This is a genomic window from Streptomyces sp. NPDC051219, from assembly GCF_040682335.1.
Taxonomy (GTDB): Bacteria; Actinomycetota; Actinomycetes; order Streptomycetales; family Streptomycetaceae; genus Streptomyces.
Genome location: NZ_JBFBAS010000013.1, coordinates 144,502 through 169,682, shown reverse-complemented (window position 1 = coordinate 169,682; position 25,181 = coordinate 144,502). Strand labels below are relative to the sequence as shown.

25 protein-coding genes and 1 riboswitch are annotated in these 25,181 nt (G+C 71.3%); of the genes, 7 read left to right on the top strand and 18 right to left on the bottom strand.

Going from position 1 to position 25,181, the window contains the following annotated elements; genetic code table 11:
- Positions 1–165: 165 nt before the first annotated feature.
- Positions 166–321, bottom strand: a complete 156-nt coding sequence (locus AB0M62_RS17730; protein WP_366075110.1) for an SCO1431 family membrane protein — start codon at positions 319–321, stop codon at positions 166–168.
- Between the two features lie 150 nt (positions 322–471).
- Between AB0M62_RS17730 and AB0M62_RS17725 the strand changes: the two genes are divergently transcribed.
- Positions 472–801 (top strand): hypothetical protein, encoded by a 330-nt coding sequence (locus AB0M62_RS17725; protein ID WP_366075109.1) that lies wholly within the window; start codon positions 472–474, stop codon positions 799–801.
- Here the strand turns inward: AB0M62_RS17725 and AB0M62_RS17720 are convergent.
- Complete coding sequence (locus AB0M62_RS17720; RefSeq protein ID WP_366075108.1) at positions 738–2,117, bottom strand: C39 family peptidase; 1,380 nt, start codon at positions 2,115–2,117, stop codon at positions 738–740. The genes AB0M62_RS17725 and AB0M62_RS17720 overlap by 64 nt on opposite strands.
- A gap of 183 nt (positions 2,118–2,300) precedes the next feature.
- Between AB0M62_RS17720 and AB0M62_RS17715 the strand changes: the two genes are divergently transcribed.
- Positions 2,301–2,909 carry a hypothetical protein gene (locus tag AB0M62_RS17715; RefSeq protein WP_366075107.1) on the top strand — a complete coding sequence of 203 codons (609 nt, stop codon included), beginning with the start codon at positions 2,301–2,303 and terminating at the stop codon, positions 2,907–2,909.
- Positions 2,910–3,305: 396 nt separating this feature from the next.
- On the top strand, positions 3,306–5,195 hold the full coding sequence (locus AB0M62_RS17710) for an AAA family ATPase (protein ID WP_366075106.1): 1,890 nt from the start codon (positions 3,306–3,308) through the stop codon (positions 5,193–5,195).
- A 27-nt stretch (positions 5,196–5,222) separates the two neighbouring features.
- Here the strand turns inward: AB0M62_RS17710 and AB0M62_RS17705 are convergent, their stop codons facing one another.
- The 10 genes from AB0M62_RS17705 to ribD all read right to left on the bottom strand — a co-directional run bounded on the left by AB0M62_RS17705 (position 5,223) and on the right by ribD (position 13,769).
- The gene (locus AB0M62_RS17705) at positions 5,223–6,338 is read right to left on the bottom strand and encodes a hemolysin family protein (protein WP_366075105.1); all 1,116 of its coding nucleotides are present in this window, start codon (positions 6,336–6,338) and stop codon (positions 5,223–5,225) included.
- On the bottom strand, positions 6,335–7,678 hold the full coding sequence (locus AB0M62_RS17700; RefSeq protein WP_366075104.1) for a hemolysin family protein: 1,344 nt from the start codon (positions 7,676–7,678) through the stop codon (positions 6,335–6,337). Before AB0M62_RS17700 ends, AB0M62_RS17705 begins: the two co-directional genes overlap by 4 nt.
- 194 nt (positions 7,679–7,872) lie before the next feature.
- Complete coding sequence (locus AB0M62_RS17695; protein ID WP_366075103.1) at positions 7,873–8,340, bottom strand: PH domain-containing protein; 468 nt, start codon at positions 8,338–8,340, stop codon at positions 7,873–7,875.
- A 20-nt stretch (positions 8,341–8,360) separates the two neighbouring features.
- Positions 8,361–9,209, bottom strand: a complete 849-nt coding sequence (hisG, locus tag AB0M62_RS17690; protein ID WP_366075102.1) for an ATP phosphoribosyltransferase — start codon at positions 9,207–9,209, stop codon at positions 8,361–8,363.
- 52 nt (positions 9,210–9,261) lie between these two features.
- Positions 9,262–9,534: a phosphoribosyl-ATP diphosphatase gene (locus AB0M62_RS17685; protein WP_366075101.1), complete on the bottom strand. Its 273-nt coding sequence runs from the start codon at positions 9,532–9,534 to the stop codon at positions 9,262–9,264.
- Positions 9,535–9,569: 35 nt separating this feature from the next.
- Positions 9,570–10,055 carry a 6,7-dimethyl-8-ribityllumazine synthase gene (ribH, locus tag AB0M62_RS17680; protein ID WP_366075100.1) on the bottom strand — a complete coding sequence of 162 codons (486 nt, stop codon included), beginning with the start codon at positions 10,053–10,055 and terminating at the stop codon, positions 9,570–9,572.
- Between the two features lie 29 nt (positions 10,056–10,084).
- A complete protein-coding gene (locus tag AB0M62_RS17675; RefSeq protein WP_366075099.1) occupies positions 10,085–11,374 on the bottom strand; it encodes a bifunctional 3,4-dihydroxy-2-butanone-4-phosphate synthase/GTP cyclohydrolase II in 1,290 nt (429 codons plus the stop codon).
- Positions 11,371–12,024: a nicotinamide mononucleotide transporter family protein gene (locus AB0M62_RS17670; protein WP_366075098.1), complete on the bottom strand. Its 654-nt coding sequence runs from the start codon at positions 12,022–12,024 to the stop codon at positions 11,371–11,373. The genes AB0M62_RS17675 and AB0M62_RS17670 overlap by 4 nt, the downstream gene beginning before the upstream one ends.
- Complete coding sequence (locus AB0M62_RS17665; RefSeq protein ID WP_366075097.1) at positions 12,021–12,677, bottom strand: riboflavin synthase; 657 nt, start codon at positions 12,675–12,677, stop codon at positions 12,021–12,023. Before AB0M62_RS17665 ends, AB0M62_RS17670 begins: the two co-directional genes overlap by 4 nt.
- Positions 12,678–13,769 (bottom strand): bifunctional diaminohydroxyphosphoribosylaminopyrimidine deaminase/5-amino-6-(5-phosphoribosylamino)uracil reductase RibD, encoded by a 1,092-nt coding sequence (gene ribD / locus AB0M62_RS17660; RefSeq protein ID WP_366075096.1) that lies wholly within the window; start codon positions 13,767–13,769, stop codon positions 12,678–12,680. It abuts the gene before it with no gap.
- A 144-nt stretch (positions 13,770–13,913) separates the two neighbouring features.
- A riboswitch (FMN riboswitch) is annotated at positions 13,914–14,044 on the bottom strand.
- Between the two features lie 599 nt (positions 14,045–14,643).
- Between ribD and AB0M62_RS17655 the strand changes: the two genes are divergently transcribed.
- Together AB0M62_RS17655 and AB0M62_RS17650 are read left to right on the top strand one after the other, a co-directional pair.
- Positions 14,644–14,934 carry a hypothetical protein gene (locus tag AB0M62_RS17655; protein WP_366075095.1) on the top strand — a complete coding sequence of 97 codons (291 nt, stop codon included), beginning with the start codon at positions 14,644–14,646 and terminating at the stop codon, positions 14,932–14,934.
- Positions 14,935–15,015: 81 nt separating this feature from the next.
- Positions 15,016–15,765, top strand: a complete 750-nt coding sequence (locus AB0M62_RS17650) for an NAD(P)H-binding protein (RefSeq protein ID WP_366075094.1) — start codon at positions 15,016–15,018, stop codon at positions 15,763–15,765.
- 6 nt (positions 15,766–15,771) lie between these two features.
- On the opposite strand, the gene AB0M62_RS17645 is transcribed toward AB0M62_RS17650, so the two are convergent.
- The gene (locus tag AB0M62_RS17645) at positions 15,772–16,920 is read right to left on the bottom strand and encodes an ROK family transcriptional regulator (protein ID WP_366075093.1); all 1,149 of its coding nucleotides are present in this window, start codon (positions 16,918–16,920) and stop codon (positions 15,772–15,774) included.
- Positions 16,921–17,013: 93 nt separating this feature from the next.
- On the opposite strand from AB0M62_RS17645, the gene AB0M62_RS17640 reads away from it, so the two are divergent.
- Positions 17,014–18,216, top strand: coding sequence for an MFS transporter (locus AB0M62_RS17640; protein WP_366075130.1), 1,203 nt, complete (start codon positions 17,014–17,016; stop codon positions 18,214–18,216).
- Positions 18,217–18,225: 9 nt separating this feature from the next.
- Here AB0M62_RS17640 and AB0M62_RS17635 read toward each other — a convergent pair whose 3' ends face one another.
- Positions 18,226–19,347: a glycoside hydrolase family 6 protein gene (locus tag AB0M62_RS17635; RefSeq protein WP_366075129.1), complete on the bottom strand. Its 1,122-nt coding sequence runs from the start codon at positions 19,345–19,347 to the stop codon at positions 18,226–18,228.
- Positions 19,348–19,518: 171 nt separating this feature from the next.
- Between AB0M62_RS17635 and AB0M62_RS17630 the strand changes: the two genes are divergently transcribed.
- Positions 19,519–20,223, top strand: coding sequence for a DUF5995 family protein (locus AB0M62_RS17630; protein ID WP_366075092.1), 705 nt, complete (start codon positions 19,519–19,521; stop codon positions 20,221–20,223).
- Positions 20,224–20,316: 93 nt separating this feature from the next.
- Here AB0M62_RS17630 and AB0M62_RS17625 read toward each other — a convergent pair whose 3' ends face one another.
- The 4 genes from AB0M62_RS17625 to AB0M62_RS17610 all read right to left on the bottom strand — a co-directional run bounded on the left by AB0M62_RS17625 (position 20,317) and on the right by AB0M62_RS17610 (position 24,997).
- The gene (locus AB0M62_RS17625; protein WP_366075091.1) at positions 20,317–22,014 is read right to left on the bottom strand and encodes an NAD(P)/FAD-dependent oxidoreductase; all 1,698 of its coding nucleotides are present in this window, start codon (positions 22,012–22,014) and stop codon (positions 20,317–20,319) included.
- 50 nt (positions 22,015–22,064) lie between these two features.
- Entirely contained in the window at positions 22,065–22,862 is a 798-nt protein-coding gene (locus tag AB0M62_RS17620) for a carbon-nitrogen hydrolase family protein (protein WP_366075090.1), read from the bottom strand.
- Positions 22,863–23,064: 202 nt separating this feature from the next.
- Positions 23,065–23,520: an Lrp/AsnC family transcriptional regulator gene (locus AB0M62_RS17615; RefSeq protein WP_366075089.1), complete on the bottom strand. Its 456-nt coding sequence runs from the start codon at positions 23,518–23,520 to the stop codon at positions 23,065–23,067.
- 10 nt (positions 23,521–23,530) lie between these two features.
- Complete coding sequence (locus AB0M62_RS17610; protein WP_366075088.1) at positions 23,531–24,997, bottom strand: amino acid permease; 1,467 nt, start codon at positions 24,995–24,997, stop codon at positions 23,531–23,533.
- Between the last annotated feature and the right edge of the window lie 184 nt (positions 24,998–25,181).

Genomic DNA, 25,181 nt, shown 5'->3' with positions numbered 1-25,181 from the left:
CGTACCGGCGCCCCCGGGGGACGACGGTGCGGTGGCGGACCGGTGGATGCCGGGCGCGGTGGAGGTAGCCGTCGACGGTACGCCGGACTCGCTCGGCGCGCCGCAGCCCGGTGCCCGCGAACAACTCCGGCCGGTTGCTAGCAGTTGCGCGACGCGCTCCTGCGGCTACATCAGGCCGGCCTGGGTGACGAACATGGCGAGCACGACCACGAGAGTCCAGCCGAGGATGTGCTCCAGCAACTTGGAGTCTTCCTCGGGGCCGCCCGTGCGGGCGCGCGAGGCGGTGGTCGTGGCGGTGGCCGTGGCCGTGGTCGCAGTCATGGAAACTCGCTCGGTCGTCTGGCAGTGGACGTCCCCCCGTGGCCTTTCCAATGTGCCAGGAAACCCGGCGGCGAGGGAGAGAGGTTCGTCACTCCGCACCCCGCACGGCGGCTTGGCCGAGCCTCACGGACAGGGCCTAGCCTCGCGTGCATGGAGAAGACTCTGCACGGCGCCGAGGTGACACTCCGGCCCGCCATCCCCGCGGATGTTCCGGCACTGGCCGCCATCCGGGCAAAGCCCGAGGTCTACGCGCGCTGGCGCGGCGAGGCCGACCTCGCGGCGGAGACGGCCCGCGACCTCGACGATCCCGACGTCCGCGTACTGGTCGTCGAGCGGGGCGGCCGGACGGTCGGAGCCTGGCATCCCGAGCCCCCGTCCCCCGGCTCCGGGGTTTCCCGGCTCCCTCACCCGCGCGGTCAGAGGAGGCCGAGCGACCTCAGGGCGAGCCGCTGCCGGGCGGTCGGGTGGGCCGGAAAGTAGACGTAACAGACGCCACCGGTGCCGGACGCCACCTTGCCGCTCGCGTTGTACCTCTTGGTCCTCAGCCAGATGTTCTCCCATTCCCGCCGCCGGTAGACACGGCGTACCGCCGCGTTGCTGGGTGAGGCCGGGTCGTTGGCGATCACGTCGCCGTCCGCGGTGAAGCCGATCACGGTCATCAGGTGGCCGGCCGTGCCGTAGCCGGCCCCGGTCAGCTCCTCCTTCAGGAAGGACTGCGACGTTATGGCGGGGATGCCCGCACCGATCAGCGTCTCCAGGTCGGTGAGCGAGCCGAGCCGGGTGACGACGGCGCTCATGTCCTTGTACGTCGAGGCGTAGGCGGCATTGAAGGGCCAGTTGCCACAGCCGTTGTACTGGTAGTCGAAGGTGTACCGGGCGGCATGGCAGACCTGGGGGTCGGCGAAGGCGGGATTGACCCAGGCGAGGTCCTCGGCGGTGGGTCCGCGGCCCCAGTATTCGATGATCATCTGGGACGAGGTGGGGCTGCACCAGGCCTCGCCGCCGTTGTCGTACTCGGGGTACTGGCCGACATGGGTGTTCTGCGAGTAGCGCGGGACGACCAGTTCACGGGCCTGTCCCGGTGCCGAGGCCGGGACCGTAAAGCGGTCCGGGATGTCCGAGGCCATGGCGCCGATCCGCCAGACGGTCGGCGTGAGCTTGCTGCCCGGCTTGCGGTACAGCGTCAGACGCAGTTGGTACGAGGCAAGACGCAGACCATTGCTCGCATCGTCGATGGAGAAGGTGTCCGTCCAGATCGTGCTCCGGCCGTCCGTCTGGTCGTCCACGGATGTCCGCCGGACGTCCGCGTCACCCGCCGCCCAGCGCCCCATCACGTACCAGGGCGTCGCAGTGGCGTCCGAGTAGGTCCCGCGCAGCTCCACCATCAGCCAGGTACCGGTCGGCGTGCGGGCGTTCCAGGAGGCGATGACCTCCGTGGCCGGGACCCTGGAGCGGTGCACCGGCGAGGTCCAGGTCGCGTACTCCCAGGTGGCGGTCTTCCCGGTGTGCGGGTCGGTGTAGTCGGTACGGCCTGCCGGGGCGTCGATCGCCACTCCGGGACGGAGCCCGGCCACCGCCCTGGTCCCCTTCCGGGTGCCGGAGCGCCAGTCGGTGTACGAGGTCCAGAAGCGGTTGTCCACGGGCGAGGCCGGGCCACGCCGCATCGCCTCCTCCGCTCGGGCCGGCTCGGCCGGTCCGGCGGCAACCGCGGGCGAGGCCGCTGATCCCGCGGTCGCCGCCGCCGCGGCCGCGAGTGCGGCGGCCAGCACGGTTCTGCGCGGAGTGGGACTGGTCATGGGTGAGGCCCCCTCGTCATACCCGAGCCGTGTCCGGTCGGGGCAGCAGGTGCACGACAGTGGGCCAACTATTGCGGTTCCCCACGCAGTTCTGCCAGGGTCCCGGCGCTCGCCACGACCACCAACATAGGACTGGACCACTGGCGTGACCTGCGACGGCGCACCCCCGCTTAGGCTGAGAGGGTGGCCTCTCTCGACACGCTCGCCGCGGAACTGCGCGCCCTTCCTCCTTCCTGCGGCCCGGTCCGGCTGATCGCCGTCGACGGGCACGCCGGCTCGGGCAAGTCCACCTTCGCCGCCCGCCTCGCGGCGGCTCTCGGCGGCGCCCCCGTGGTGCACCTCGACGATGTGGCCACCCATGAGGAGCTGTTCGGCTGGACCCAGCGGCTCCTGGACCGGGTGATCGGTCCGCTGTCCCGCGGGGAGGCCGCGCGATACGCCCCGTACGACTGGACGCTGCGCCACTTCGGGCCCGACCGCACCCTGGAGCCCGCTCCCGTGATCATCCTGGACGGGGTGGGAGCCGGGCGTGGGGCGCTGCGTCCGTTTCTCACACGTCTGCTGTGGATGGAATTGGCGGAAAACCAGGCGTGGGAGCGGGGTCGCGACCGCGACGGAAAGGCTCTCGCGGGCTTCTGGGACGGCTGGGAGGCGGCGGAACGGCGGCACTTTCGCAATGACCCTTCCCGCCCCTTCGCCGACACCCTGGTACGACAGTGTGAAGAGGGGTACGAGTGGTCTTCCGGGGCTTCCGCGCCGACAGGATCAGGCCTCCACCCTCACCGAGGGTGACCGCCGGACGCAGGGGCTCCGAAGGGGCCGAAACCCGCCCCTGCGACCCGCCAACTCTGCTTGACCTCGGGGCCGTACTGGTCTTACGTTCTCAATGTGCGGTCTTTCGGACCGTCGCAGACGCGAAGCCCCCGGTTGTTCCCCCGTGATCGGGGGCTTCGTTCTGCCCTCTCCCCCTCTGTGCGGGCGCTGCGCGCCGCCATTCCCTCACCCTGGGTCACCGTGCTGTCGGCCGCTGTGGCCGCCCGCCGCCGAAGTGCGCTCTACGGCCGACCCCGTCTCCGCAGGTACGATGCCTGTCGGCACAACTCCCGTCCACGACGCGGCGGTTCAGCAATCCTGCCGGCGGGCGCTCGCCCGGCGGCACACCACGGGGGCACGGCTTGTGGGGGACTGATGGATTTCGGCACGCAGGGCACGCACGCCCCGGCCGATCTCGCGTGGCTGCGCGGCGTCGACGCCTACACGATGGGCGCTTATCCGCAGGCCGAGGAGGAGTTCCGGGCGGCCGTGCGGATCGATCCCGAGATGGCGGACGCCTGGCTCGGCCTGCACGCGCTGCGCATCGACACCACCACCGCACTGCTGCGGATGTTCCGCCACCGCGAGCGGTTCGGCGAGCAGCGCGCCCGTCACCGGCGCACTCTCAACTCCTGGTACTGGCTCGGCTGGTGGGTGCAGCCCGTGCTGGAGAGGCCGCGTGATCTGCTGCTGGCGCACGCCTCGCACTGGCTCGACGGCCGCCACGTGCCCGAGCTGGACCGTGCGCTGGCGGGGCTGCCGCCGGTGGACGCCGACCCCCAGGTCCGCTTCCTGCACGCCTGCCGCGCGTACCTGGTCAAGGACTGGGAACAGCTGGTCCGGCACACCGAGCCGCTGGTCGACGATCCGCTGCTCGGAATCGAGTCCGGGCTCTTCGGCGGCATGGCGCGGGTCCGCCTGGAGATGTACGGACAGGCCGAGCCGCTGCTCTCCGCCGCGCTGATGCGCTGCCGCAGCGAGCAGCCACAGCGCAAGGAGTTGCGCTACTGGCTCGCGAGGGCGCACGAGGGCACCGGCCGCAGCGCCGCCGCGCTCCCCCTGTACCGGGCGGTGCACCGGGTCGACCCGGCGTTCATGGACACCTCCGCCCGCCTCGCGGCGATCACGGACAACGACGGCTACGACGAGCAGGCCGACTACGCGGCCGTCTCGCCGGCGCTGGTCGGCCAGGACACCGCCGACGGTCCGGGCGATCCCGACCCGCTGCCGGCGTCCGACCCGCTCGACGGCCGCGACCTGAGGTTCGGGTCTGCGCCCGAGGTACCGCGGGGAGGAGCCGTACCGTCCGAGACCGCACGTCGCAAGGCGGCCGTGCCCGCCCAGCCCTTACGGTTGCCGTCCGGTCCCTCGGATCCCGAGCTGCTGGCCGAGGCGCTCGGGGAGCTGGAGCGGATGGTCGGCCTGGAGCCGGTCAAGCGACAGGTCAAGGCGCTCTCCGCGCAGCTGCACATGGCCAGGCTGCGGGCCGGCCTGGACCTGCCGGTGCAGCCGCCGAAGCGCCACTTCGTCTTCTCCGGTCCTTCCGGCACCGGGAAGACGACCGTCGCCCGGATCCTCGGCCGGGTCTTCTACGCGCTGGGGCTGCTCGGCGGCGACCACCTGGTGGAGGCCCAACGGTCGGATCTCGTGGGCGAGTTCCTCGGCCAGACCGCGGTCAAGGCCAATGAGCTGATCGACTCGGCGATCGGCGGGGTGCTGTTCGTCGACGAGGCGTACAGCCTCTCCAACTCCGGCTACAGCAAGGGCGACGCGTACGGCGATGAGGCACTTCAGGTGCTGCTCAAGCGCGCCGAGGACAACCGTGACCACCTCGTGGTCATCCTGGCGGGATATCCGGAGGGCATGGACCGGCTGCTCGCCGCCAATCCTGGCCTCTCGTCCCGTTTCACCACCCGGGTGGACTTCCCGTCGTACCGGCCGCTGGAACTGACGGCCATCGGCGAGGTGCTGGCCGCCGAGAACGGCGATCTGTGGGACGAGGAGGCGCTGGACGAGCTGCGCAGCATCAGCGGGCATGTGGTCGACCAGGGCTGGATCGACGAGCTGGGCAACGGCCGTTTTCTGCGCACCTTGTACGAGAAGAGCTGCGCCTACCGCGATCTGCGGCTCTCCGGCTACACCGGGACGCCGACGCGGGAGGACCTGGCGACCCTGCGGCTGCCCGACCTGATGCAGGCGTACGGCGAGGTGCTGTCGGGCCGCGGTCCTGTCGACCGCGGCCCGCAGGACCCGTCCGCCACGTAGGCGGAGGCGGGATTCAGCGGCCGGGAATCAGCCCGCGAGGGCCTGTTCGGATGATTCCCTGCGCGGATCCGCCAGCCGGGTGAAGGCCACCGGGGCCGTCCGGTGCGCGGGATCCCGTACCTCGCCCACCAGCATCTCCAGGACGTCCTCCAGCGCGACCAGGCCCAGCACGCGGCCGTTCGCGTCCGCGACCTGCGCCAGATGGGTCGCGGCGCGGCGCATCACGGTCAGGGCGTCGTCCAGCGGGATGTCCGCGCGCAGCGTGGTCATCGGGCGCCAGATGTGCTGCGGCACGGCCCGGTCACCGTCCTCCAGGTCGAGTACGTCCTTGACGTGCAGGTAGCCCATGAAGGGACCACTGTCCGACGCGCGCACCGGGAAGCGGGAGTACCCGGTGTGGACCGTCAGTTCCTCGACCTGGCGAGGCGTGACGGAGGGGTCCACGGACACCAGCGAGGCACGGTCCAGCAGGACGTCGGTGACCGGCCGGCTGCCCAGCTCCAGGGCGTCCTCCAGCCGCTCCTGCTCGACCGGAGCCAGCAGCCCCGCCAAGCGGGAGTCCGCGACGAGGCGGCCCAGCTGGGCGCTGGTGTAGACGGCCTCCACCTCGTCCTTGGCCTCGACGCCGAACAGCCGCAGCACCAGCCGGGCGCAGGCACCCAGCGCGGTGGTGACCGGCCGGCACAGCCTGGCGAAGCCGACGAGACCGGGGCTGAGCCACAGCGCGGTCTTCTCCGGGGCCGCCATGGCGAGGTTCTTCGGGACCATCTCGCCGATGACGAGATGGAGGAAGACGACCGCGGCGAGCGCGATGGCGTAGCCCAGCGGGTGGATGAGGCCTTCGGGCACATGGGCCGCGTGGAACGCGGGCTCCAGGAGGCGGGCCACGGTCGGCTCGGCCACCGCGCCGAGCGTCAGCGAGCAGACGGTGATACCGAACTGCGCGGCTGCCATCATCTGCGGCAGGTTCTCCAGACCGTGGAGCACCTGGCGGGCGCGCGCCGAGCCCGGCCGGCCGTCCCCGGGCCGGGCCAGCGGCTCGATCTGGCTGCGGCGTACGGAAACGAGCGCGAACTCGGCACCGACGAAGAACCCGTTGGCGAGCACGAGCAGGAGGGCGAAGAGGAGGAGGAGCACGTTCATCGCACTGCCTCCGTGAGATCGGCCGGCACGTCGGCCGTGCGGACCAGCCGTACGCGCTCGGCCCGGTAACGGCCCACTTGGCGTACCGAGAGCCGCCAGCCGGGGAGTTCCGCCCGGTCGCCGGGGGCCGGGATACGGCCGAGCAGATCCGCGACCAGCCCGGCCACCGTCTCGTACGGGCCCTCCGGTACCTCCAGGCCTATCCGCCGCAAGGTGTGGACGCGGCAGCTGCCTTCGGCCTCCCAGGCGGGGCGGCCGTCCTCGGACGGGACGGCGGACAGTTCCGGCCGTTCGGCCTCGTCGCCGTCATGCTCGTCCCTGACCTCGCCGACCAGTTCCTCGACGATGTCCTCGAGGGTCACGACACCGGCCGTACCGCCGTACTCGTCGACCACGACGGCCATCGGCTGCTCGCTGCGCAACCGCTCCAGCAGGGGCTGCACGGGCAGGGTCTCGGGCACCAGCAGGGGCTGTACGGAGATCCGGCCGACTGGGGTGCGCAGCCGCTCGGAGACGCGTACGGCGAGGGCGTCCTTAAGGTGCACCATGCCCACCACTTCGTCGATGCGCTCGTGGTAGACGGGAAAGCGCGAGAGGCCGGTGGCCCGGGTGAGGTTGAGGACGTCCTCGGCTGTCGCGGAGGACTGCAGTGCGCTCACCTTCACACGGGGCGTCATGACGTGCTGGGCGGTGAGCCCGCCGAGGGAGAGGGTCCGTACGAACAGGTCGGCCGTGTCCTGTTCCAGGGTGCCGGCCCGAGCCGAGTGGCGGACCAGGGACTCCAGTTCGCCAGGGGTGCGGGCGGAGGCCAGCTCGTCGGTCGGCTCGACGCCCAAGGCCCGGACCAGCCGGTTGGCAACGGCGTTGAGCAAGGAGATCACCGGGCGGAAGACACGCGAGAAGGCGTACTGCGGACCGGCGACGAAACGGGCGACCTGAAGCGGCCGGGAGACCGCCCAGTTCTTCGGTACGAGCTCGCCGACCACCATCTGCACGGCGGACGCGAGCAGCATGCCGACGACCACCGCCACGCCGGGTACGGCCCCTTGGGGGAAACCGGCCGCGGTGAACGGACCCGCCAGAAGACCGGCCAGCGCGGGCTGGGCGAGCATGCCGACGACGAGTGAGGTGAGGGTGATGCCGAGCTGGGTGCCGGAGAGCTGGAAGGAGAGTTCTCGCAGCGCCTCGACGACGGTCCGGGCGCGGCGGTCGCCTTCGGCCGCAGCGCGCTCGGCGTCGGGTTTGTCGACGGTGACGAGTCCGAACTCCGCCGCCACGAAGAAGCCGTTGGCGAGGATCAGGACGAAAGCTGCGGCGAGCAGCAGGAGGGAAGTGGTCATGCCGCCGCCTCCGGGCTGGGGGCGGCGCAGGTACTACCGGACGATCCGTCCATTGCTGGAGGGAGTCACTCCTCAAGTCGCAGGTGCCCCGGTGGCCGCGGAATCTCCCGCGGCACGGGGCGGAGGCGCACTCGGCGCCTCCGCCACCAGGGTAGTCATTGGGATGGGCGCCGCAATGTCGGGCCCGACACGCCTCAGTCGGTGTCGCGGGTACCGGTGCCTCGCGATTCGGCGAGCGCGCGCAGTGCGCGGGCGTCGGTGATGGCCTGCCGGCGGGCGATGCCCGGCTGGATGCCCATAGCGGGCAGGCTGGTGCCGTCGCTGAGGTCCAGGAAGACCCAGGGGTCGCCGGGGCGCAGGTTGACCCGCAGGATCTGGGCCCAGTCGAGCCGTCGCTTGCTGGTGAGGTTGACCACGGTGACGCCGGAATCGTCGGCGACCACCTTGGGGCGGCTCAGCAGCAGCAGGACTGCGAAGAGAAGGGCGGCGGTGAAGACGAAGCTGACCCGCTCCGCCGCGCTGAGTGTGGGAAGCAGCAGGGCGATGACCGTGATGGTGGCGAACACGACCGCACCTGAGGTCAGCAGAACGACCCGGGTCCGTGTCGGCCTGAAGGTGACCGGCAGAGCGGGGAGTTCGGGCCGGTTCGGGGGAGCAGACATGGGTTCTGTGGTCTCGGTCCTCAGAGGCGGCAGGCGTGGATTTCCGTGGTGAGGATGGCGCGGGCACCCAGCGCGTACAGGTCGTCCATGATCCGCTGCGCCTCGCGGGACGGGACCATGGCGCGGACCGCGACCCAGCCCTCGTTGTGCAGCGGGGAGACGGTCGGCGACTCGAGGCCGGGGGTGAGGGCGACGGCCTGCTCGAGGTGCTCGGCGCGGCAGTCGTAGTCCATCATCACGTAGCTGCGGGCGACGAGGACGCCCTGCAGGCGGCGCAGGAACTGCTGCACCTTCGGGTCGTCGGTCGGAGATCCGGTGCGGCGGATGACGACGGCCTCGGACTTGAGGATCGGCTCGCCGAGGACCTCCAGGCCGGCGTTGCGCAGGCTGGTGCCGGTCTCCACGACGTCGGCGATGACCTGGGCGACGCCGAGTTCGATCGCGGTCTCGACCGCGCCGTCCAGGTGCACGACGGAGGCGTCGATCCCCTGGTCCGCGAGGTGCTTGGCGACGATGCCCTCGTACGAGGTGGCGATCGTCATCCCGCCGAACTCCTCCGGGCCCTTGGCGGTGCCGGGCTTGGTGGCGTAGCGGAAGGTGGAGCGTGCGAAGCCGAGCTGGAGGATCTCCTCGGCGTTGGCGCCGGAGTCCAGCAGGAGGTCGCGGCCGGTGATCCCGATGTCGAGGCGGCCGGAGCTGACGTAGATCGCGATGTCGCGCGGCCGCAGGTAGAAGAACTCGACCTCGTTCTCGGGGTCGACGAGGACGAGCTCCTTCGACTCCTTGCGCTGCTGGTAGCCGGCCTCATGGAGCATCGCCGACGCAGGTCCGGACAGTGAACCCTTGTTGGGAACGGCGATGCGCAGCATGAGGTCGGCTTCCTTTGCTCTGTTCGTACGTACGGCTGGGCGGGCGGGTCGATCAGAGGTGGGCGTAGACGTCGTCGAGCGTGATTCCGCGGGCGACCATCATCACCTGGACGTGGTAAAGCAGCTGCGAGATTTCCTCGGCGGCGGCTTCCTTGCCCTCGTACTCGGCTGCCATCCACACCTCGGCCGCCTCCTCGACGACCTTCTTGCCGATGGCATGCACCCCCTTGCCCACCAGTTCGGCGGTACGGGAGGTGCTGGGGTCGCCGTTTGCGGCCTTGAGCTGGAGCTCGGTGAAGAGCTCCTCGAACGTCTTGTTGGACATGGTGCTTTCTACCCTACGCGGCCGCATGCTCGCTCTCAGCGCCAGGGTTCGGACACCGAGCGGAGGATGGAGGCGGTGGCGACAGCCGCGGTGACCGCCTCGTGGCCCTTGTCCTCGTGCGAACCCTCAAGTCCAGCCCGGTCCAGCGCCTGCTCCTCGTTGTCGCAGGTCAAGACGCCGAAGCCGACCGGAACGCCGGTCTCGATGGAGACCTGGGTGAGGCCCTGGGTCACACCCTGGCACACATATTCGAAGTGTGGCGTTCCGCCGCGGATGACCACGCCCAGCGCGACGATCGCGTCGTAGCCGCGGCCCGCGAGGACCTTGGCGACGACCGGCAGCTCGAAGCTGCCGGGGACGCGGAGCAGGGTCGGCTCGTCGATACCCAGTTCGTGCAGGGCGCGCAGGGCGCCGTTGACGAGTCCGTCCATGATCTTCTCGTGCCACTGCGCCGCGATCACGGCGACCCGGAGGTCGCCGCAGTTCTTCACGCTCAGTTCGGGTGCGCCCTTGCCGCTCACAGCTCTCCTCGGTTCTTGTGCACTGTCACTTACTGGTTGCCGCAGGTGGACGCGGTGGCCGCGTCCAGCCAGGGCAGGTCGTGCCCCATCCGGTCCCGCTTGGTCTGCAGGTACCGGAGATTGTGCTCGCCCGCCTGGACGGCCATCGGCTCCCGTCCGGTGACCCTCAGGCCGTGCCGGGCGAGGGCCGCGGTCTTCTCGGGGTTGTTCGTCATCAGCCGCACGCTGCGTACGCCCAGCTCGTCGAGGATCTGGGCGCCGGCCGCGTAGTCGCGGGCGTCCGCCGGCAGGCCGAGTTCCAGGTTGGCGTCCAGGGTGTCCCGGCCGCGCTCCTGGAGTTCGTACGCGCGCAGCTTGGACATCAGTCCGATGCCACGTCCTTCGTGACCGCGGAGGTAGACCACGACGCCGCGGCCCTCCTCCTTGATCCGCTCCATGGAGGCGTGCAGCTGGGGGCCGCAGTCGCAGCGCAGGGAGTGAAAGATGTCGCCGGTCAGGCATTCGGAGTGCATGCGGACCAGGACGTCCGCACCGTCGCCGATGTCACCGTGGACCAGGGCGACGTGCTCGACGCCGTCGACGGTGGAGCGGTAGCCGTACGCCGTGAACTCCCCGAAGGCGGTGGGCAGCCGGACCTCGGCCTCGCGCCGGACGGTGGGCTCCGACGAGCGGCGGTAGGCGATCAGGTCCTCGATGGAGATGATCGTCAGGCCGTGCTTGCGGGCGAACGGGATCAGCTCGGGCAGCCGGAGCATCACCCCGTCCTCGCCCGCGATCTCGACGATGGCGCCGGCCGGGCGCAAGCCCGCGAGGCGGGCGAGGTCGACAGCGGCCTCGGTGTGGCCGTCGCGGACCAGGACGCCGCCGGGCTTGGCGCGCAGCGGGAAGATGTGGCCGGGGCGGACGAAGTCGCCGGCGGTGCTGTGGCCGTCGGCCAGCAGCCGGAGAGTGGTGGCGCGGTCCGCGGCCGAGATGCCGGTGCTGACGCCGTAGGCGGGGCCGGCGTCGACCGAGACCGTGAAGGCGGTGCGCATCGACTCGGTGTTGTGCTCGACCATCTGGGGCAGGTCGAGCCGGTCGAGCTCAGGGCCCTCCATGGGGGCGCAGATCAGGCCGCGGCACTCGCTCATCATGAACGCGACGATCTCGGGGGTGGCCTTCTCGGCGGCGATGACGAGGTCGCCCTCGTTCTCACGGCTCTCGTCGTCCACGACGACGACGGGGCGGCCTGCCGCGATGTCGCGGATGGCCTGCTCGACCGGATCGAGGGCGAAGTCCTCGATGCCGTCCTCGCTGTACCAGGTGGGCTGGGAGGTCATGCCGGCACTCCTTCCAGGGCGGGCTTGGCACTGGTGCGGGAGCGCTGCCACCAGTCGTACGCGCCCCACAGGACGAGGGCGAAGTAGACGACGTACACCAGGCCGGAGAAGGCCAGGCCGCTGTTGAAGGCGAGCGGGACGCCGACGAGGTCCACCAGCAGCCAGGCGAACCAGAACTCGACCAGGCCACGGGCCTGGGCGACCATCGCGACCAGCGTGCCGACGAAGATGTACGCGTCGGCCCACGGGCTCCACGACAGCGAGGGGTAGAGCGTGAAGAGCCCACCGACGGCAAGCGTGCCCAGGACGGCTCCCGCCAGCAGCAGCCCCCGCTCGCGCCAGGTCGCGAACCGTACGGCGATCGAGCCGTCCTGCGCCTGCTGCTTGCCGCGCTGCCACTGCCGCCAGCCCCACAGGGCGACGCCTATGACCAGCAGCTGCTTGCCGACACCGCCGCCGAGCTGCGCGGAGGCGTAGGCGGCGACGAGGATGACGCCCGACAGGAACTGGGCGGGCCAGGTCCATATGGAGCGGCGCCAGCCGAGCGCGAGGGCGGCCAGGCCGATCGAGTTCCCGAGCATGTCGGACCACAGGATGTGCTGGCCGAAGGCCGTGAAGGCCTCGGCGTTGAGCCAGTCCAGGGCACTCACTTCGCGGTCTCCTTGGCGGCGGTCCGGGCGTCGGTCCGGGCGTCCGCATCGGCACCGGTCGTGGCACCGGCGCCGAGCAGCCGCTCGACGTACTTCGCGAGGACGTCCACCTCGAGGTTGACCGGGTCGCCGGCCTGCTTGATGCCTAGGGTGGTCAGCGCGAGGGTGGTGGGGATGAGGCTGATGGTGAAGTAGTCGGGGCCGGCCTCGACGACGGTGAGGCTCACGCCGTCGACGGTGATCGAGCCCTTCTCGACGACGTACCGGGAGAGGTCCGCGGGGAGCGAGACCTGCACGATCTCCCAGTGGTCGGACGGCTTGCGCTCGACGATGGTGCCGGTGCCGTCCACATGCCCCTGTACGAGGTGCCCGCCGAGGCGCCCGCCTAGTGCCATGGGGCGCTCCAGGTTGACGCGCGAGCCGGCTTCGAGCACTCCGAGGCTGGAGCGGTTCAGCGTTTCGGCCATCACGTCGGCGGTGAACTCGCCGTCCCCCGAGTCGACGACGGTGAGGCAGACGCCATTGACGGCGATCGAGTCGCCGTGCTTCGCGCCCTCGGTGACGACGGGGCCGCGGAGGCGGAAGCGGGAGGCGTCGCCGAGGTTCTCGACGGCGGTGACCTCGCCCAGTTCTTCGACGATTCCGGTGAACACTTAGCTCTCCTTGAGGGCTGGGGAGGGGACGGCGGTGATGCGCAGATCGGGACCGATGCGAACGGCTTCCGCGATGTCGAGGCGCAACGCTTCGGTGAGAGTGGAGATTCCGGCGTCGGCGAGGGCCGCGGGACCCGCGCCGAGGAGCACGGGGGCGAGGTAGCCGACCACCCGGTCCACGGCTCCCGCCGCGACAAAGGCCCCCGCCAGCGTCGGCCCGCCCTCCAGCAGTACGGAGCGCACACCCCGCGCGTACAGCTCCGCGAGCAGGGCGTGCACATCGATTCCGCCGGTGCCGCGAGGCAGCCGCAAGACGTCCGCTCCGGGCAGCTGAGAGGTGTCGGCGTCCTCGGCCACGGCGACGAGCGTGGGCGCCGCCGCGTCGAGGACCCGGGCGGTCGGAAGGATCGTCGCGTGGGTGTCCAGCACCACGCGCAGCGGCTGGGTGGCGCCTTCGGCGCCGCGTACGGCGAGGTGGGGGTCGTCGGCGCGGAGCGTGCCCGAGCCGACCACTACGGCGTCCGCCTCGGCGCGCAGCCGGTGGACGTCGGCCCGCGACTCGGGCGAGCTGATCCATCGGCTGGTGGCGTCGGCAGCCGCGATCCGCCCGTCGAGCGTCGCCGCGTACTTCCACAGGACGAACGGACGGCCCAGGCGTACGGAGGTCAGCCAGGCGGCGTTGCCCGCCTCGGCCTCTTCCGCGAGCAGTCCGCCCTCCACCTCGACCCCGGCGGCGCGCAGTGTCCCGGCACCGCCGGTGGCCTGCTGGTCCGGGTCGCCGACGGCGTAGACGACCCGGGCGATCCCGGCGTCGACGAGCGCCTGGGCGCACGGGCCGGTGCGGCCGGTGTGGTTGCAGGGTTCGAGGGTGACGTAGGCCGTGCCGCCACGGGCCTTCTCACCTGCGGCGAGCAGGGCGTGGACTTCGGCGTGCGGGCCCCCGGCCCGCTGGTGGTAGCCGGTACCGGCGGTCTCGCCCGAGGCGTCGAGGATCACGCAGCCGACGACCGGGTTGGGGCTGGTTCTGCCGAGGCCGTGGGCAGCGAGCTCAATGGCTCGGCGCATGGCGTGTGTGTCGGCTGTGCCGGCCACCGGGTCCTCCTGCCTCTTCGGGCACGGACTCCGGGGCCTGTCGATGACGACAGAGAGACGGACCAACACACAGAGAACGCCGAGGCCGGGAAAACGGCTCGTCGCTGACGAACCGCCGACGGCGGCGTACCTGATACTGGCCCGCCGCGCACTGCCTCCCATCCGGACTTTCACCGTCGGTCCAGGAATTTCACCTGGTCAACCGGCCGCTGGCTGCGGACGGGTCGCGGACTATAACCGCCGGTTCGGAATTACACCGACCCCGGAGTGCGCTGCTTCTGGTACACGGTCAGTCTGCCACGCCCACTCGTCCGCCATGCGGGCGAATGGCTGTGGCTTGACTCACAGGGTCACCCCTTCCGAGATTGGTCCATACCTATTGACCTACTGGTCTAGTCCTCTTAAGGTCTGCGGCACCCCGCGGATACGCCCGCCCGGTGTGCGCACATCACGGGCCCAACACGACTCACCCCGCTGTTCGTTGTGTTTCGCCGACGCCCCGGCGGGCGTGGGAGGTGCCCCACCTCAGCACAAATCGCACCAGTGGAAGTCCAAGTGGTGGACGAAGGGCGAAGAGCCCGGTACCACCGGTGAGTGGGGTGTCTGGCGGGACCTCGGGGCCTGCTGACCCCCGGCGAAGAACGCCCGGCGGCGGAGACCCGGCCCTTGCCGCCGCCGGGTCTCCGCCGCTGCCGCTGTCGTGGCGGCCATACGCCCTTCTGGGAAGGGAGCCGGGGGCGCCGCGGGTCACTCCAACCGCCCGGCACGGCCGACCGTGCGTCTTCGCCCCGCGGATGTCAGACTCGAAGTGCCTCGCTCGCGGTGCGGCCGCGCGCGGCAGTCCCCGACCCGACAGTTCAGTGAGGCACGCACCATGGCCTGGGCATCTTGGACGACCAGCGGAGTCTTCGCCGGGCCCGGGGGAGTCCCCACGGCGGAAGCCGACATGATCAGTGGTGACCTGACCGTCCACACCACGTGGTCGGACGGCCAGGCACAGATCGCCGTTCAGTTCAGCGGTTCCTCGGACTGGTTCACTCTCGTCGGCAGTCCGCTGCCCTGCCCCTCCGAAGAGGACAGCCGCGATCTGCACCAAGGCGTGGTGGAAGCCGTCCGGGCCGGTGCCGCGGCAGTCAGTGCCCTCAAGCCGACGCCGAACCGTTGACCCCAGGTGTCACATCCTCGCAGCCTCGCCCGTCCTGGAGGGTGACTGCTGTTGTCCCCGCCTCGAAGGGCTGATCTCGCGATGACCACAATCCTGGTGACCGGTGGTACCGGCACCCTCGGCTCTCTGGTGACGGCCCGGCTGCGCGCGGCCGGGCACGAGGTGCGCGTACTGAGCCGGCACGCCCAGCCGTACGCGGTGGATCTGCGCCAGGGAACCGGCCTCGACGCGGCGCTGGCGGGAGCGGACGCGGTGGTGCACTGCGCGACCACCCCGCGCGGCGGCGACGACACGGCCGCGGGGCACCTCATCGAGGCCGCGAAGCGGGCCGGAGTCCCCCACCTGGTCTATATCTCGATCGTGGGCGTGGACCGGCTTCCGCTCGGCTACTACAAGGTGAAGCGCAAGGTTGAGGGCATGATCGAGGACTCGGGCCTCGGCTGGACCGTGCTGCGCACCACCCAGTTCCACGACCTCGTCCTGACCATCCTGCAGACCTCGGCGAAGCTGCCGGTAATGCTGCTCCCCGCGGGCGTGAGGGTGCAGCCCATCGACACGGCCGAGGTCGCGGACCGGCTGGCCGAACTGGTCGCGGGCCCGCCCGCGGGGCGGGTGCCGGACATGGGCGGCCCCGAGGTCCGCACCCTCCCTGAGCTGGCCGGCGCCTTTCTGCACGCCACCGGCCGCCGCCGCCCGGTGGTTCCCGTACGACTGGCGGGCATGGCGTACGCGGGCTTCCGACGGGGGCTGCACCTCACTCCGGACCGGGCGGTGGGGAAGGGCGCGTTCGAGGACTTCCTCGTCACGCGGGCGGGCCGCCCGGGCCGCTGACCCGCCTCAGGCGCCCGCGGCGAACAGGTCCTCCTGAGCCGCGTCCCGGGCCGCCAGCAGTGCCCCGCGCAGCACCGCCGTTCCTCCCAGAGTTCCCGCCCGCACCTCGGTGCGCAGCGGGGACAGCGTGGCCAGCCGGTTCGCGACCCGGCCGGCCAGGGCCTCGCCGCCCGCCTGGCCGACCTCGCCGCCCAGCACCACGCAGCCCGGGTCCAGCACCGCGCTGACCGCGGCCGCGCCCAGGGCCAGCCGGGCGGCGAGGGCGTCGAGGAACGGGCCGCCTCGCTGGCCCGCCGCCACGGCAGCCCGTACGACCGCCTCGGCGGGCGGCGCATGGGCCTCGGCGACGGCGGTCACGCCGTGTTCGGCGGCCAGCGCACAGACGGCGGCGCTGCCGACGAGAGCGTGGAAGCCCCCGTCGCATTCGGTGGCGGACGGCAGGCCCGAGGTGCCCGGTACGGGGAGGAAACCGATCTCCCCGGCGCCGCCGGAGGCCCCCCGGCGGAGCCGCCCGTCCAGGACGACGGCCGCGCCCACCCCGTGGCCGAGCCAGAGCAGGACGAAGGTGTCGCGGTCACGGGCTGCGCCGAGGCGCTGCTCCGCGACGGCGGCGAGGTTGGTCTCGTTCTCCAGCAGCACGGCGGCCGGCAGCCGTTCGTGCAGTACGGCGACCAGGGCCCGGTGCCAGGCCGGCAGGCCGGTGGTGTCGCGGAGCTCTCCGGTGGCGGGGTCGACCAGACCCGGCGCGCCGATGCCGACGCTGTGCAGCGAAGTCGCGCCTGCCTCGTGTGCGGTGCGTTCCAGCAGGGCGACGGCCTGCTCCACGGCCGGTCCGGTGCCGGTGTCGCGGTCGACGGGCAGGACGGCTTCGGCGAGGGTCCGGCCGAGGAGGTCGGCGACCACCACGGAGACGCTGTGCGTCCGTACGTCCAGCGCGGCCAGGTGCGCGCGGTCCGCGACGATCCCGTACAGCCGGGCATTGGGCCCGCGCCGCTGGGCACCTGCTTCCCCGACCACCGCGACGAGTCCGGACGCCTGGAGCCGCTCGACGAGGTCGGCCACGGTCGGCCGGGAGAGTCCGGTCAGCGTCTTGAGCTGCCCCGCCGTCAAAGGTCCCTCCTGCTGGAGCAGTTCGAGGGCCAGCCGGTCGTTCATGGCCCGGGCTGTGCTGGGCGAGGCAGGCGGCATACCGGCGATCCTTGCAGATCTATCTATCAGGCAGGGTCCCTGATAGTTTACTGCCCCATGATGAGTGCAGTGGTCTTCGATCGGCAGCAGCTGAAGCGGGCACGGATCGCAGTGGCCGCGGTCTTCTGCGTGCACGGCGCGGTCACGGGCAGCTTCGCCACCCGCATCCCCTGGATCCAGGACCACGCCTCACTCAGCGCCGGCCAGCTCGGACTCGCCCTCGCCTTCCCGGCCATCGGCGCCTCGCTCGCCATGCCGCTGGCCGGCGCGGTCAGCCACCGGTTCGGCGCCCGCGCCGCACTGCGCGGACTGCTCGTTCTCTGGACTCTCTCGCTCGTACTCCCGGGCCTCGCCCCGAGCCTCCCCGCGCTGTGCGGCGCACTGTTCGTGTTCGGCGCCACGGCCGGTATGTCGGACGTCGCGATGAACGCGCTCGGAGTCGAGATCGAGAACCGGCTCGACCGCTCGATCATGTCCGGCCTGCACGGCATGTGGAGCGCCGGCGCCCTGCTCGGCTCCGCCGCCGGTACCGTCGCCGCGCACGCCGGCGCCGACGCCCGGCTGCATCATGCCGTCGCGGCGGCGGTCCTCACCGTCCTCGGCCTGATCGCCTGTCAGGGTGTGCTGGACCTGCGCAGCGCCCCGGACGACAACCCCCCGCCACGATTCGCCCTGCCGCCGAGGTCGGCACTGCTCATCGGCGCGGTGGGTTTCTGCGCCGTGTTCGCGGAAGGCGCGAGCCTGGACTGGTCGGCGGTCTACCTCAAGGACGTGCTGGACACCTCGCCCGGTCTGGCGGCCGCCTCCACCACGGCCTTCGCACTGACCATGGCGGTGGCGCGGATCGCGGGCGACAGGGTGGTCGACCGGTTCGGCGCCGTACGCACCGTGCGGGCCGGCGGCGTCCTCGCCACGCTGGGCGGGCTGCTGGTGGTTCTGGCGCCCAATCCGCCGGTCGCCCTGACCGGCTTCGCACTGATCGGCCTCGGTGTCGCGGTCGTGGTGCCGCTCGCCTTCGCCGCGGCCGGGCGCAGCGGCCCGGCGCCCGCCCAAGCGATCGCGGGCGTCGCCACCATCACGTACACCTCGGGCTTGATCGCCCCCTCGGCGATCGGTGCCGTCGCCGACGCCACCTCGCTGGTGGTGTCGTTCGGGCTGGTGACGGCCCTCGCGTTCGGGTTGGTCCTCGGCGCCGGCGCGCTGCGGCAGGGCAGCCGGGAGAGCGTGCGGGCCAAGGCTCCCGGCAAGGCGCTCAGCCCCTGACCGAACCGATCAGCCGCGAGCCAGCTGGTAGGCGTAGGACGGGGTGAAGGTACCCGCCGCGCCCTTGCAGCCGTCGGACTCCCCCGGCAGCTTGATCCACAGGTAGGCGTCGATCCGCGCCTCGCCCGTGCGGGTGGCCGGCGCCCGGCCGAGGGCACGGCCCGCCGGATCGCACCAGTTGCCCGGTGCCGGTGCCCCGTTGCCGTTCCTGCTGGTGTCGATGACGGCGCCCAGGTGGGCGGGGCCGCCGAGGGCGGAGAGGACCCGGCGGGCGTACGCGGTCTCCTCGGCGGTGCGGTGAAAGTTTGCGACATTGGTGAAGATGCCGTCGCCACTCGACGCGGCGCCGGCCCTGCTCAACGCGGCAGCCTGCTTCTCGGCCGGGTGCCAGCCGGAGTGACCGGCGTCGTAGTAGACCTTGGCCTTCGGATTCGCGGCGTGCACGGTGCGGCCGGCCCTGGCGAGAGACGCGTAACGGGCCTTCCGGTCGCCCGGCGAGAGGCAGTCGGCGAGCGCGATCGAGTCGGGTTCGAGGATCACGATGACCGGTCCGTCGCCGAGACCGGCGGCGAAGTCGCGCATCCAGCCGTCGTAGGCGGCGAGATCCGGCGCACCGCCCTGGGACGCACCACCGCAGTCCCGGCCGGGAATCGCGTACGGAACGAGCACGGGCACGCGGCCGGCGGCGGCGGCACCGGCCGTCACGGAGCGGACCTTGCCGGTGACCGCACCGGGGTTGTACTCGGCGAACCAGACTGCGGCCGGGCGCGCCGCGATGCTCGACTCGATGAGCGGGCGCCTCGGATCACCGCGGTTCGCAGCCACCCAGTCCAGGACCCGCGATTCGGGGTGGCGATAGAGCCCGGCGTCGGCGGGCGCCGACCGGGCCCGCTTCCTCACCGCCGGCTTGGGCGACGTGCCGGACGAGGCGGACGCCGAGGGCGACGGTTTCGCGGACGCCGGGGCGGACGCCGACGCGGAGGCGCTGGGCAGCCCCGGCAGTGGCCGGAGTGTCGGGCGCTCGGTCACCCCGGGCCGGGCGGAGTCGTCCGTTCCGCCCTCACCGGCCACCGCTCCCACCACACCGGCCACCGTGCCGACGGCCACCACGGCCGAAGCGGCGACGACCATGGCGGTGTGCCGTGCTGCCCGTCGGCGCTCGGCACGCCGGACGCGGTTCTGCGCGCGTAAGCCTGACACAGCTGATGTCCCCCACTCCCCCGGTGCCCGTCCTTCGCCCGAACCGGCGAAGACCGGGCGCAATGCCACCCGGTCGAGCCTAGTCCCTGGGACGCTGCCCCCATGGCGCAGATGGAACAGTTCGCGGTGCGCAGCCGTCCCGGCCACACGTCGGTAGACGCGGTCGTCGCCCGGCTGCGCGCCCTGGGGTCCGGCTGGCCGCCCTCGGACGGAGTGGCGGTGTTCAACCGGGTCTACCTGGCCGTCACGGAGGAGATCGGCCGGCGGATCGACCTCGGGGCGTTCCCCGTACGGAGGTCCGCGGCGACGCTGGACGTCCGGTTCGCCGAGCGCTACCTCTCGGCCGTGGACGCGGTGGCCGCGGGCCGGCGGCCACCTGCCTGCTGGCAACCGCTCTTCCAGTACCGGCGTCATCCGGGGGTACGACCGCTGCAGTACGCGCTGGCCGGGATCAACGCGCACATCGGGCACGACCTGGCGCTCGCCGTCGTGGACACCTGCCACGTCCTGGGCTGTGAACCCGCGGCGCTGGAGGGGGACTTCGACCTGGTGGGTGACACCCTGACCGCCCTGGAGGAGCGCATCCGGGAGGATCTGATGCCCGGCCCCGACCTGCTGGAGATCGCCGATCCGCTCACCCACCTACTGGGGGCCTGGAGCCTGGAGAAGGCCAGGGACGCCGCCTGGTCCGCGGCCCGGGTGCTCTGGGGGTTGCGGGGCCTCCCGGAACTCGCCGGGGAGTTCAGAGAGCGGCTGGACGCCGGCGTGGGACTCGTCGGGCGCTGCCTGCTGACGCCCGCCCGCTGAACGGCGCCGGGACTGGACACGGCCCGCCGCCGCGCTCTGCGCACGGCGGGCGGGCCGAGTATGTGGTTCCCGTGGATCCGGAGCGTTCGCGGATCAGTCCTCGGGGAGTTCGACCGGGGCGATCTCGTCGTAGAGGTCACCGGGGCCGGGGTTGGCGGCGTCCGTCGTACCGCCGAAGTGGTGCATGACGCCCCACACCGCGTTGAGCGCGGTCTGCACGGCGCCCTCGGCCCAGCCCGCGGTCCAGGAGATGTCGTCGCCCGCCAGGAAGATGCCGCGCTTGTCCTCGGGCAGCCGGTCCTGCATGAAGTGCGTGAACAGGCGGCGCTGGTAGCGGTAGTGGCCGGGCAGGTTGGCCTTGAACGCGCCCATGAAGTAGGGCTCGTTCTCCCACGAGACGGTCACCGGGTTGCCGATGATGTGGCGTCGGATGTCGACCTTCGGGTAGATCTCGCCCAGCGACTTGAGCATGACCTCCATCCGCTCGTTCGCGGACAGCGGCAGCCACTTGAGGCTGTCGTCGCACCAGGTGTACGAGAGGCAGATGACCGCCGGCTTGTCGGGACCGTTGTCCAGCAGGTAGGTGCCGCGGGTCATCCGGTCGGTCAGCGTCATCGACATGACGTCCCGGCCGGTCTCCTCATCCTTGTCCAGCCAGAACGGCCGGTCGACCGGCACGAACAGCTTGGAGGACTCCATGTAGTGGGTCCGCTCCATCGCCGTCCAGTGGTCGATGGGGAAGAGCGTGTCGTCGCAGGCGATCTTCGACAGGAGCATCCAGGACTGCGCGGTGAAGACGGCCGCGCGGTACGTACGGATGTCGCCGGAGGCGTCGGTGACGGTGATCCGGTTCCCGGCGGTGCGGTGCAGCCGCGTCACGGCCGGCTTTGGCGTGCCGTCGTGCAGCGACGAGAGCGAGGTGCCCTGCGCCCAGTACACGATCTTCTCCGGCTCGCGCTCCCACAGCCGCAGCGGAAGCTGCTGGCTGCCGCCGACGATGCCGCGGTGGTGGTCGTCCGCCTCGGTGTAGACGACGCGCAGGATCTCCAGGATGGAGTTCGGGAAGTCCGTGTCCCAGCCGCCGGTGCCGAAGCCGACCTGACCGAAGATCTCGCGGTGCCGGAAGGATTTGAACGCCGGGGAGTCGCACAGGAAGCCGTAGAAGGTCTGGTTGTCGAGGTTCTCGACGAGCTTCGACCAGATCTCGCGGATACGCGGGATGTCACGCTCGCGCAGGGCCGTGTTCATGTCGGAGAAGTCGGCGCCCTCCTCCAGACAGGAGTTCCAGGCCTCCATGACCTCGCGGTAGACCGCTGGCAGCTCGTCCACCGACGTGGCGTAGTGCGACTCGCCCTTGAGGTCGACAACGGTCGACGGGGTGTCGGGGGCAAGCGGGTTGGGGAACGGCTTCGTCTCCAGGCCCACCAGGTCGATGTAGTGCTGCAGCGCGGTGGAGCAGGGCGGGAAGCGCATGGCGCCCATCTCGGCGGTGAGCTCGGAATCGCAGCCGTCGAAGCCGACGGTGCGCAGCCGGCCGCCGATCTGGTCCGCCTCGTAGACGACGGGCTTGAGGCCCATCTTCATGAGCTCGTACGCGGCGACGATGCCGGAGAGGCCGCCGCCGATGACGGCCACCTCGGCGCCGTGTTCGGTCGCGGGTATCTGGCCGATCCCCGCCGGGTGGGCCAGGTAGTCGTCGTACGCGTAGGGGAAGTCCGGACCGAACATGGTGATCGGCGGCAGGGCGGGCGGCTGCTCGTCGTGAGCGGCGGTGGGCACCGTGGACGTCATGGGGTACGGACTCCTTGCGCGGAAACTGGGGCAGCGGGGCGGGGAGGGGGTCAGACCAGCGACGCGTACAAGCCGGGGCGGCGGTCGCGCAGATACGGATTGTTCGCGCGGGAGGCCCTCAGCCGCTCGGGGTCGGCCTCGCCGAGTACGAGTTCCTCGCCCCGGCCCGCTCGGGTCCGGGTGGTGCCGTCGGGGCTCGCCAGGCAGCTCAGGCCGACGAACTCGAACTCGCCCTCGCGGCCGGTCCGGTTGACGTACGCGATGTACATCTGGTTCTCGAAGGCGCGTACCGGGACGACGGATTCGGCGACGAACTGGAAGGGGTGCATCTGAGCGGTGGGAACCAGCAGCAGGTCGGTGCCGGCCAGCGCGTGGGCGCGGACGTTCTCCGGGAACTCCACGTCGTAGCAGATCATGATGCCGATGCGGAGTCCGCCGAGGCCGGCCTGTACGACAGGGACCTCGCCAGGGGTGAACCACTCGTTCTCGAAGCAGCCGAACAGATGCGTCTTGCGGTAGTTGGCCAGGCGCTCGCCGTCCGGGCCGATCAGCTGGGCCGCGTTGTAGACCTGCTCGCCCTCGCGCTCGGGGTAGCCGTACAGCACGGCGAGGCCGTGCTCGGCGGCGATGCGGGCCACGGCGTCGGCGCCGGGGCCGTCGGCGGTCTCTGCGAGGCGGTGGACGTCCGCGCCGATGGCGTAGCCGGTCAGGAACATCTCCGGGCAGACGAGCAGTCCCGCCCCCGCGGCCGCGGCTTCGCGTGCGGCGCCGGTGAGGACCTCGAGGTTCTTCGCGACGTCGCCGGGCAGGCCGGAGCTCTGGAGCAGGGCGGTGCGCAGCGGCGGCATGGCAGAACCTCGGGGAGCGTCGGTGTCGGGGGGACGTTTAGACGGTACGGGCCGGTGTTCGCCCTGGACAAGGCGCGTCCGTTGCGCGCCAATGGGTGATTCGTTGCGCGTTTCGACGCCGGTACGGAGATTCGTTGCGCACCTCCGGTCGCCCCTGACCCGGCCGGTACCGCCCCGCGGTCGTACGGGGCGGCCGGCCCTGTTACGTGGGCGAACCGGACGAGAACCGCCGCAGCAGCGGCGAGAGCACCAGTACCGACTTGGTGCGCTCCACGTACGGCTCGCCCGCGATCCGCTCGAGCACCCGCTCGAAGTGCCGCATGTCGGAGGCGAAGACCTGGACGATGGCGTCCGCGTCTCCGGTGACGGTCGACGCGGACACCACCTCCGGGTAGCGCGACAGGCCGCGGCGGATGTCCTCGGGCGAGGTGTTGTGGCGGCAGTACAGCTCGACGTACCCCTCGGTCTCCCAGCCGAGCGCCGCCGGGTCCACCCGTACGGTGAAGCCGGTGATGGCGCCCTCGGCCCGCAGCCGGTCCACCCGCCGTTTGACCGCGGGCGCGGAGAGGCCGACCTCGGAGCCGATGTCCGCGTAGGAGCGGCGGGCGTCCTCTGCGAGGGCGTGCACGATGCGTTCGTCGAGTTGGTTCAGTCGCACTGCGGGTGGATCACTTCTCTGCCGTTGCCAGTCGGGAGCGGCGCATGCCGTAAGCGAAGTAGATCACGAGGCCCGCGGCCATCCAGCCACCGAAGACCACCCACGTGGCGCCGGGAAGGCTGTACATCATGTAGGCGCAGAACGCGAAGCCCAGGATGGGGGTCACCGGGAACAGTGCGACCTTGAAGGTGCGCGACATCCCGGGCCTGGTGTACCGCAGGATGATGACGGCCACATTGACCAGCGCGAAGGCGAAGAGCGTGCCGATGCTGGTGGCGTTGGCCAGCTCGCCCAGCGGGATGGTGGCGGCGAGCAGACCGCAGAAGACCGAGACGATCAGGGTGTTGGCCCGCGGGGTACCGGTGCGCGGGTCCACCTTGGCGAAGACCTTGGGGACCAGCCCGTCGCGCGCCATGGCGAAGAGAATGCGGGTCTGACCGTAGAGCACGGCGAAGACGACGCTGGCGATGGCCACGACCGCACCCGCGGCGAGGACGACTCCCCAGAAGCTGTGGCCGGTGACGTCCTTCATGATCTGCGCGAGCGCGGCCTCGGTGCCTTCGAAGTCCTGCCACGGCATGGCGCCGACGGCGATCAGGGCGACCAGGCAGTAGAGCACGGTGACGATGAGCAGCGACAGCATGATGGCGCGCGGCAGATCGCGCTTGGGGTTCTTGGCCTCCTCGCCGGCGGTGGAGGCGGCGTCGAAGCCGATGTACGAGAAGAACAGCGTGGCCGCGGCGGCGCTGATTCCGGTGATACCGAGCGGGGCGAGGGGGGCGTAGTTACCCGCCTTGATCCCGAGGAACCCGATCGCGCAGAAGAGTACGAGCGTGGCGATCTTCACCACGACCATGATCGTGTTGACCCTGGCGCTCTCCTTGGCACCGCCCATGAGGAACACCATGGCAAGCATGATCACAACGAGTGCGGGCAGGTTGACGAACCCGCCCTCGCCCAGCGGAGCCGACACGGCCTGCGGGATGGTGACGCCGAAGATGCCGTCGAGAAGCTCGTTGAGGTACTCACCCCAGCCGACCGCGACGGCCGCGACCGACACGCCGTACTCGAGGATCAGGCACCAGCCGCAGATCCAGGCGACGATCTCGCCCATGGTGGCGTAGGAGTACGAGTACGAGGAGCCGGACACCGGTATCGAGCCGGCCAGCTCCGCGTACGAGAGCGCCGAGAACAGCGCCGTGAGACCGGCGATCACGAACGAGATCGCGACGGCCGGGCCCGCCAGCGGCGTCGCCTCGCCGAGAACGACGAAGATTCCGGTGCCGAGCGTGGCACCGATGCTGATCATCGTCAGCTGCCACATGCCGAGCGAGCGGCGCAGTGACCCGCCATCACCCTGGCCGCCCTCGGCGACGAGCTGCTCGACCGGCTTGCGCCGCATCAGCCGGCTGCCCAGGCCCGGACGCTCAGCATCCGGTTGGGGAGTGAGGGGTGGCGCTGCACCGTGGTCCAACACTGGGGTGGCTCCTTATCGCTGCCGATCGGGAGGCGGCGACCGCGGCCGTCCCCCTCCTCCGCAGAAGAGCGCGTGAGCACGGCGTGGACAGCCGTGCGCGCGGGAACCGCCGAGCAGACGGTCCCCGCCACTCCACGTACAGCGAGTGAGCCTACGAGGTGGGCGTTCCCGCACGTAATGCATC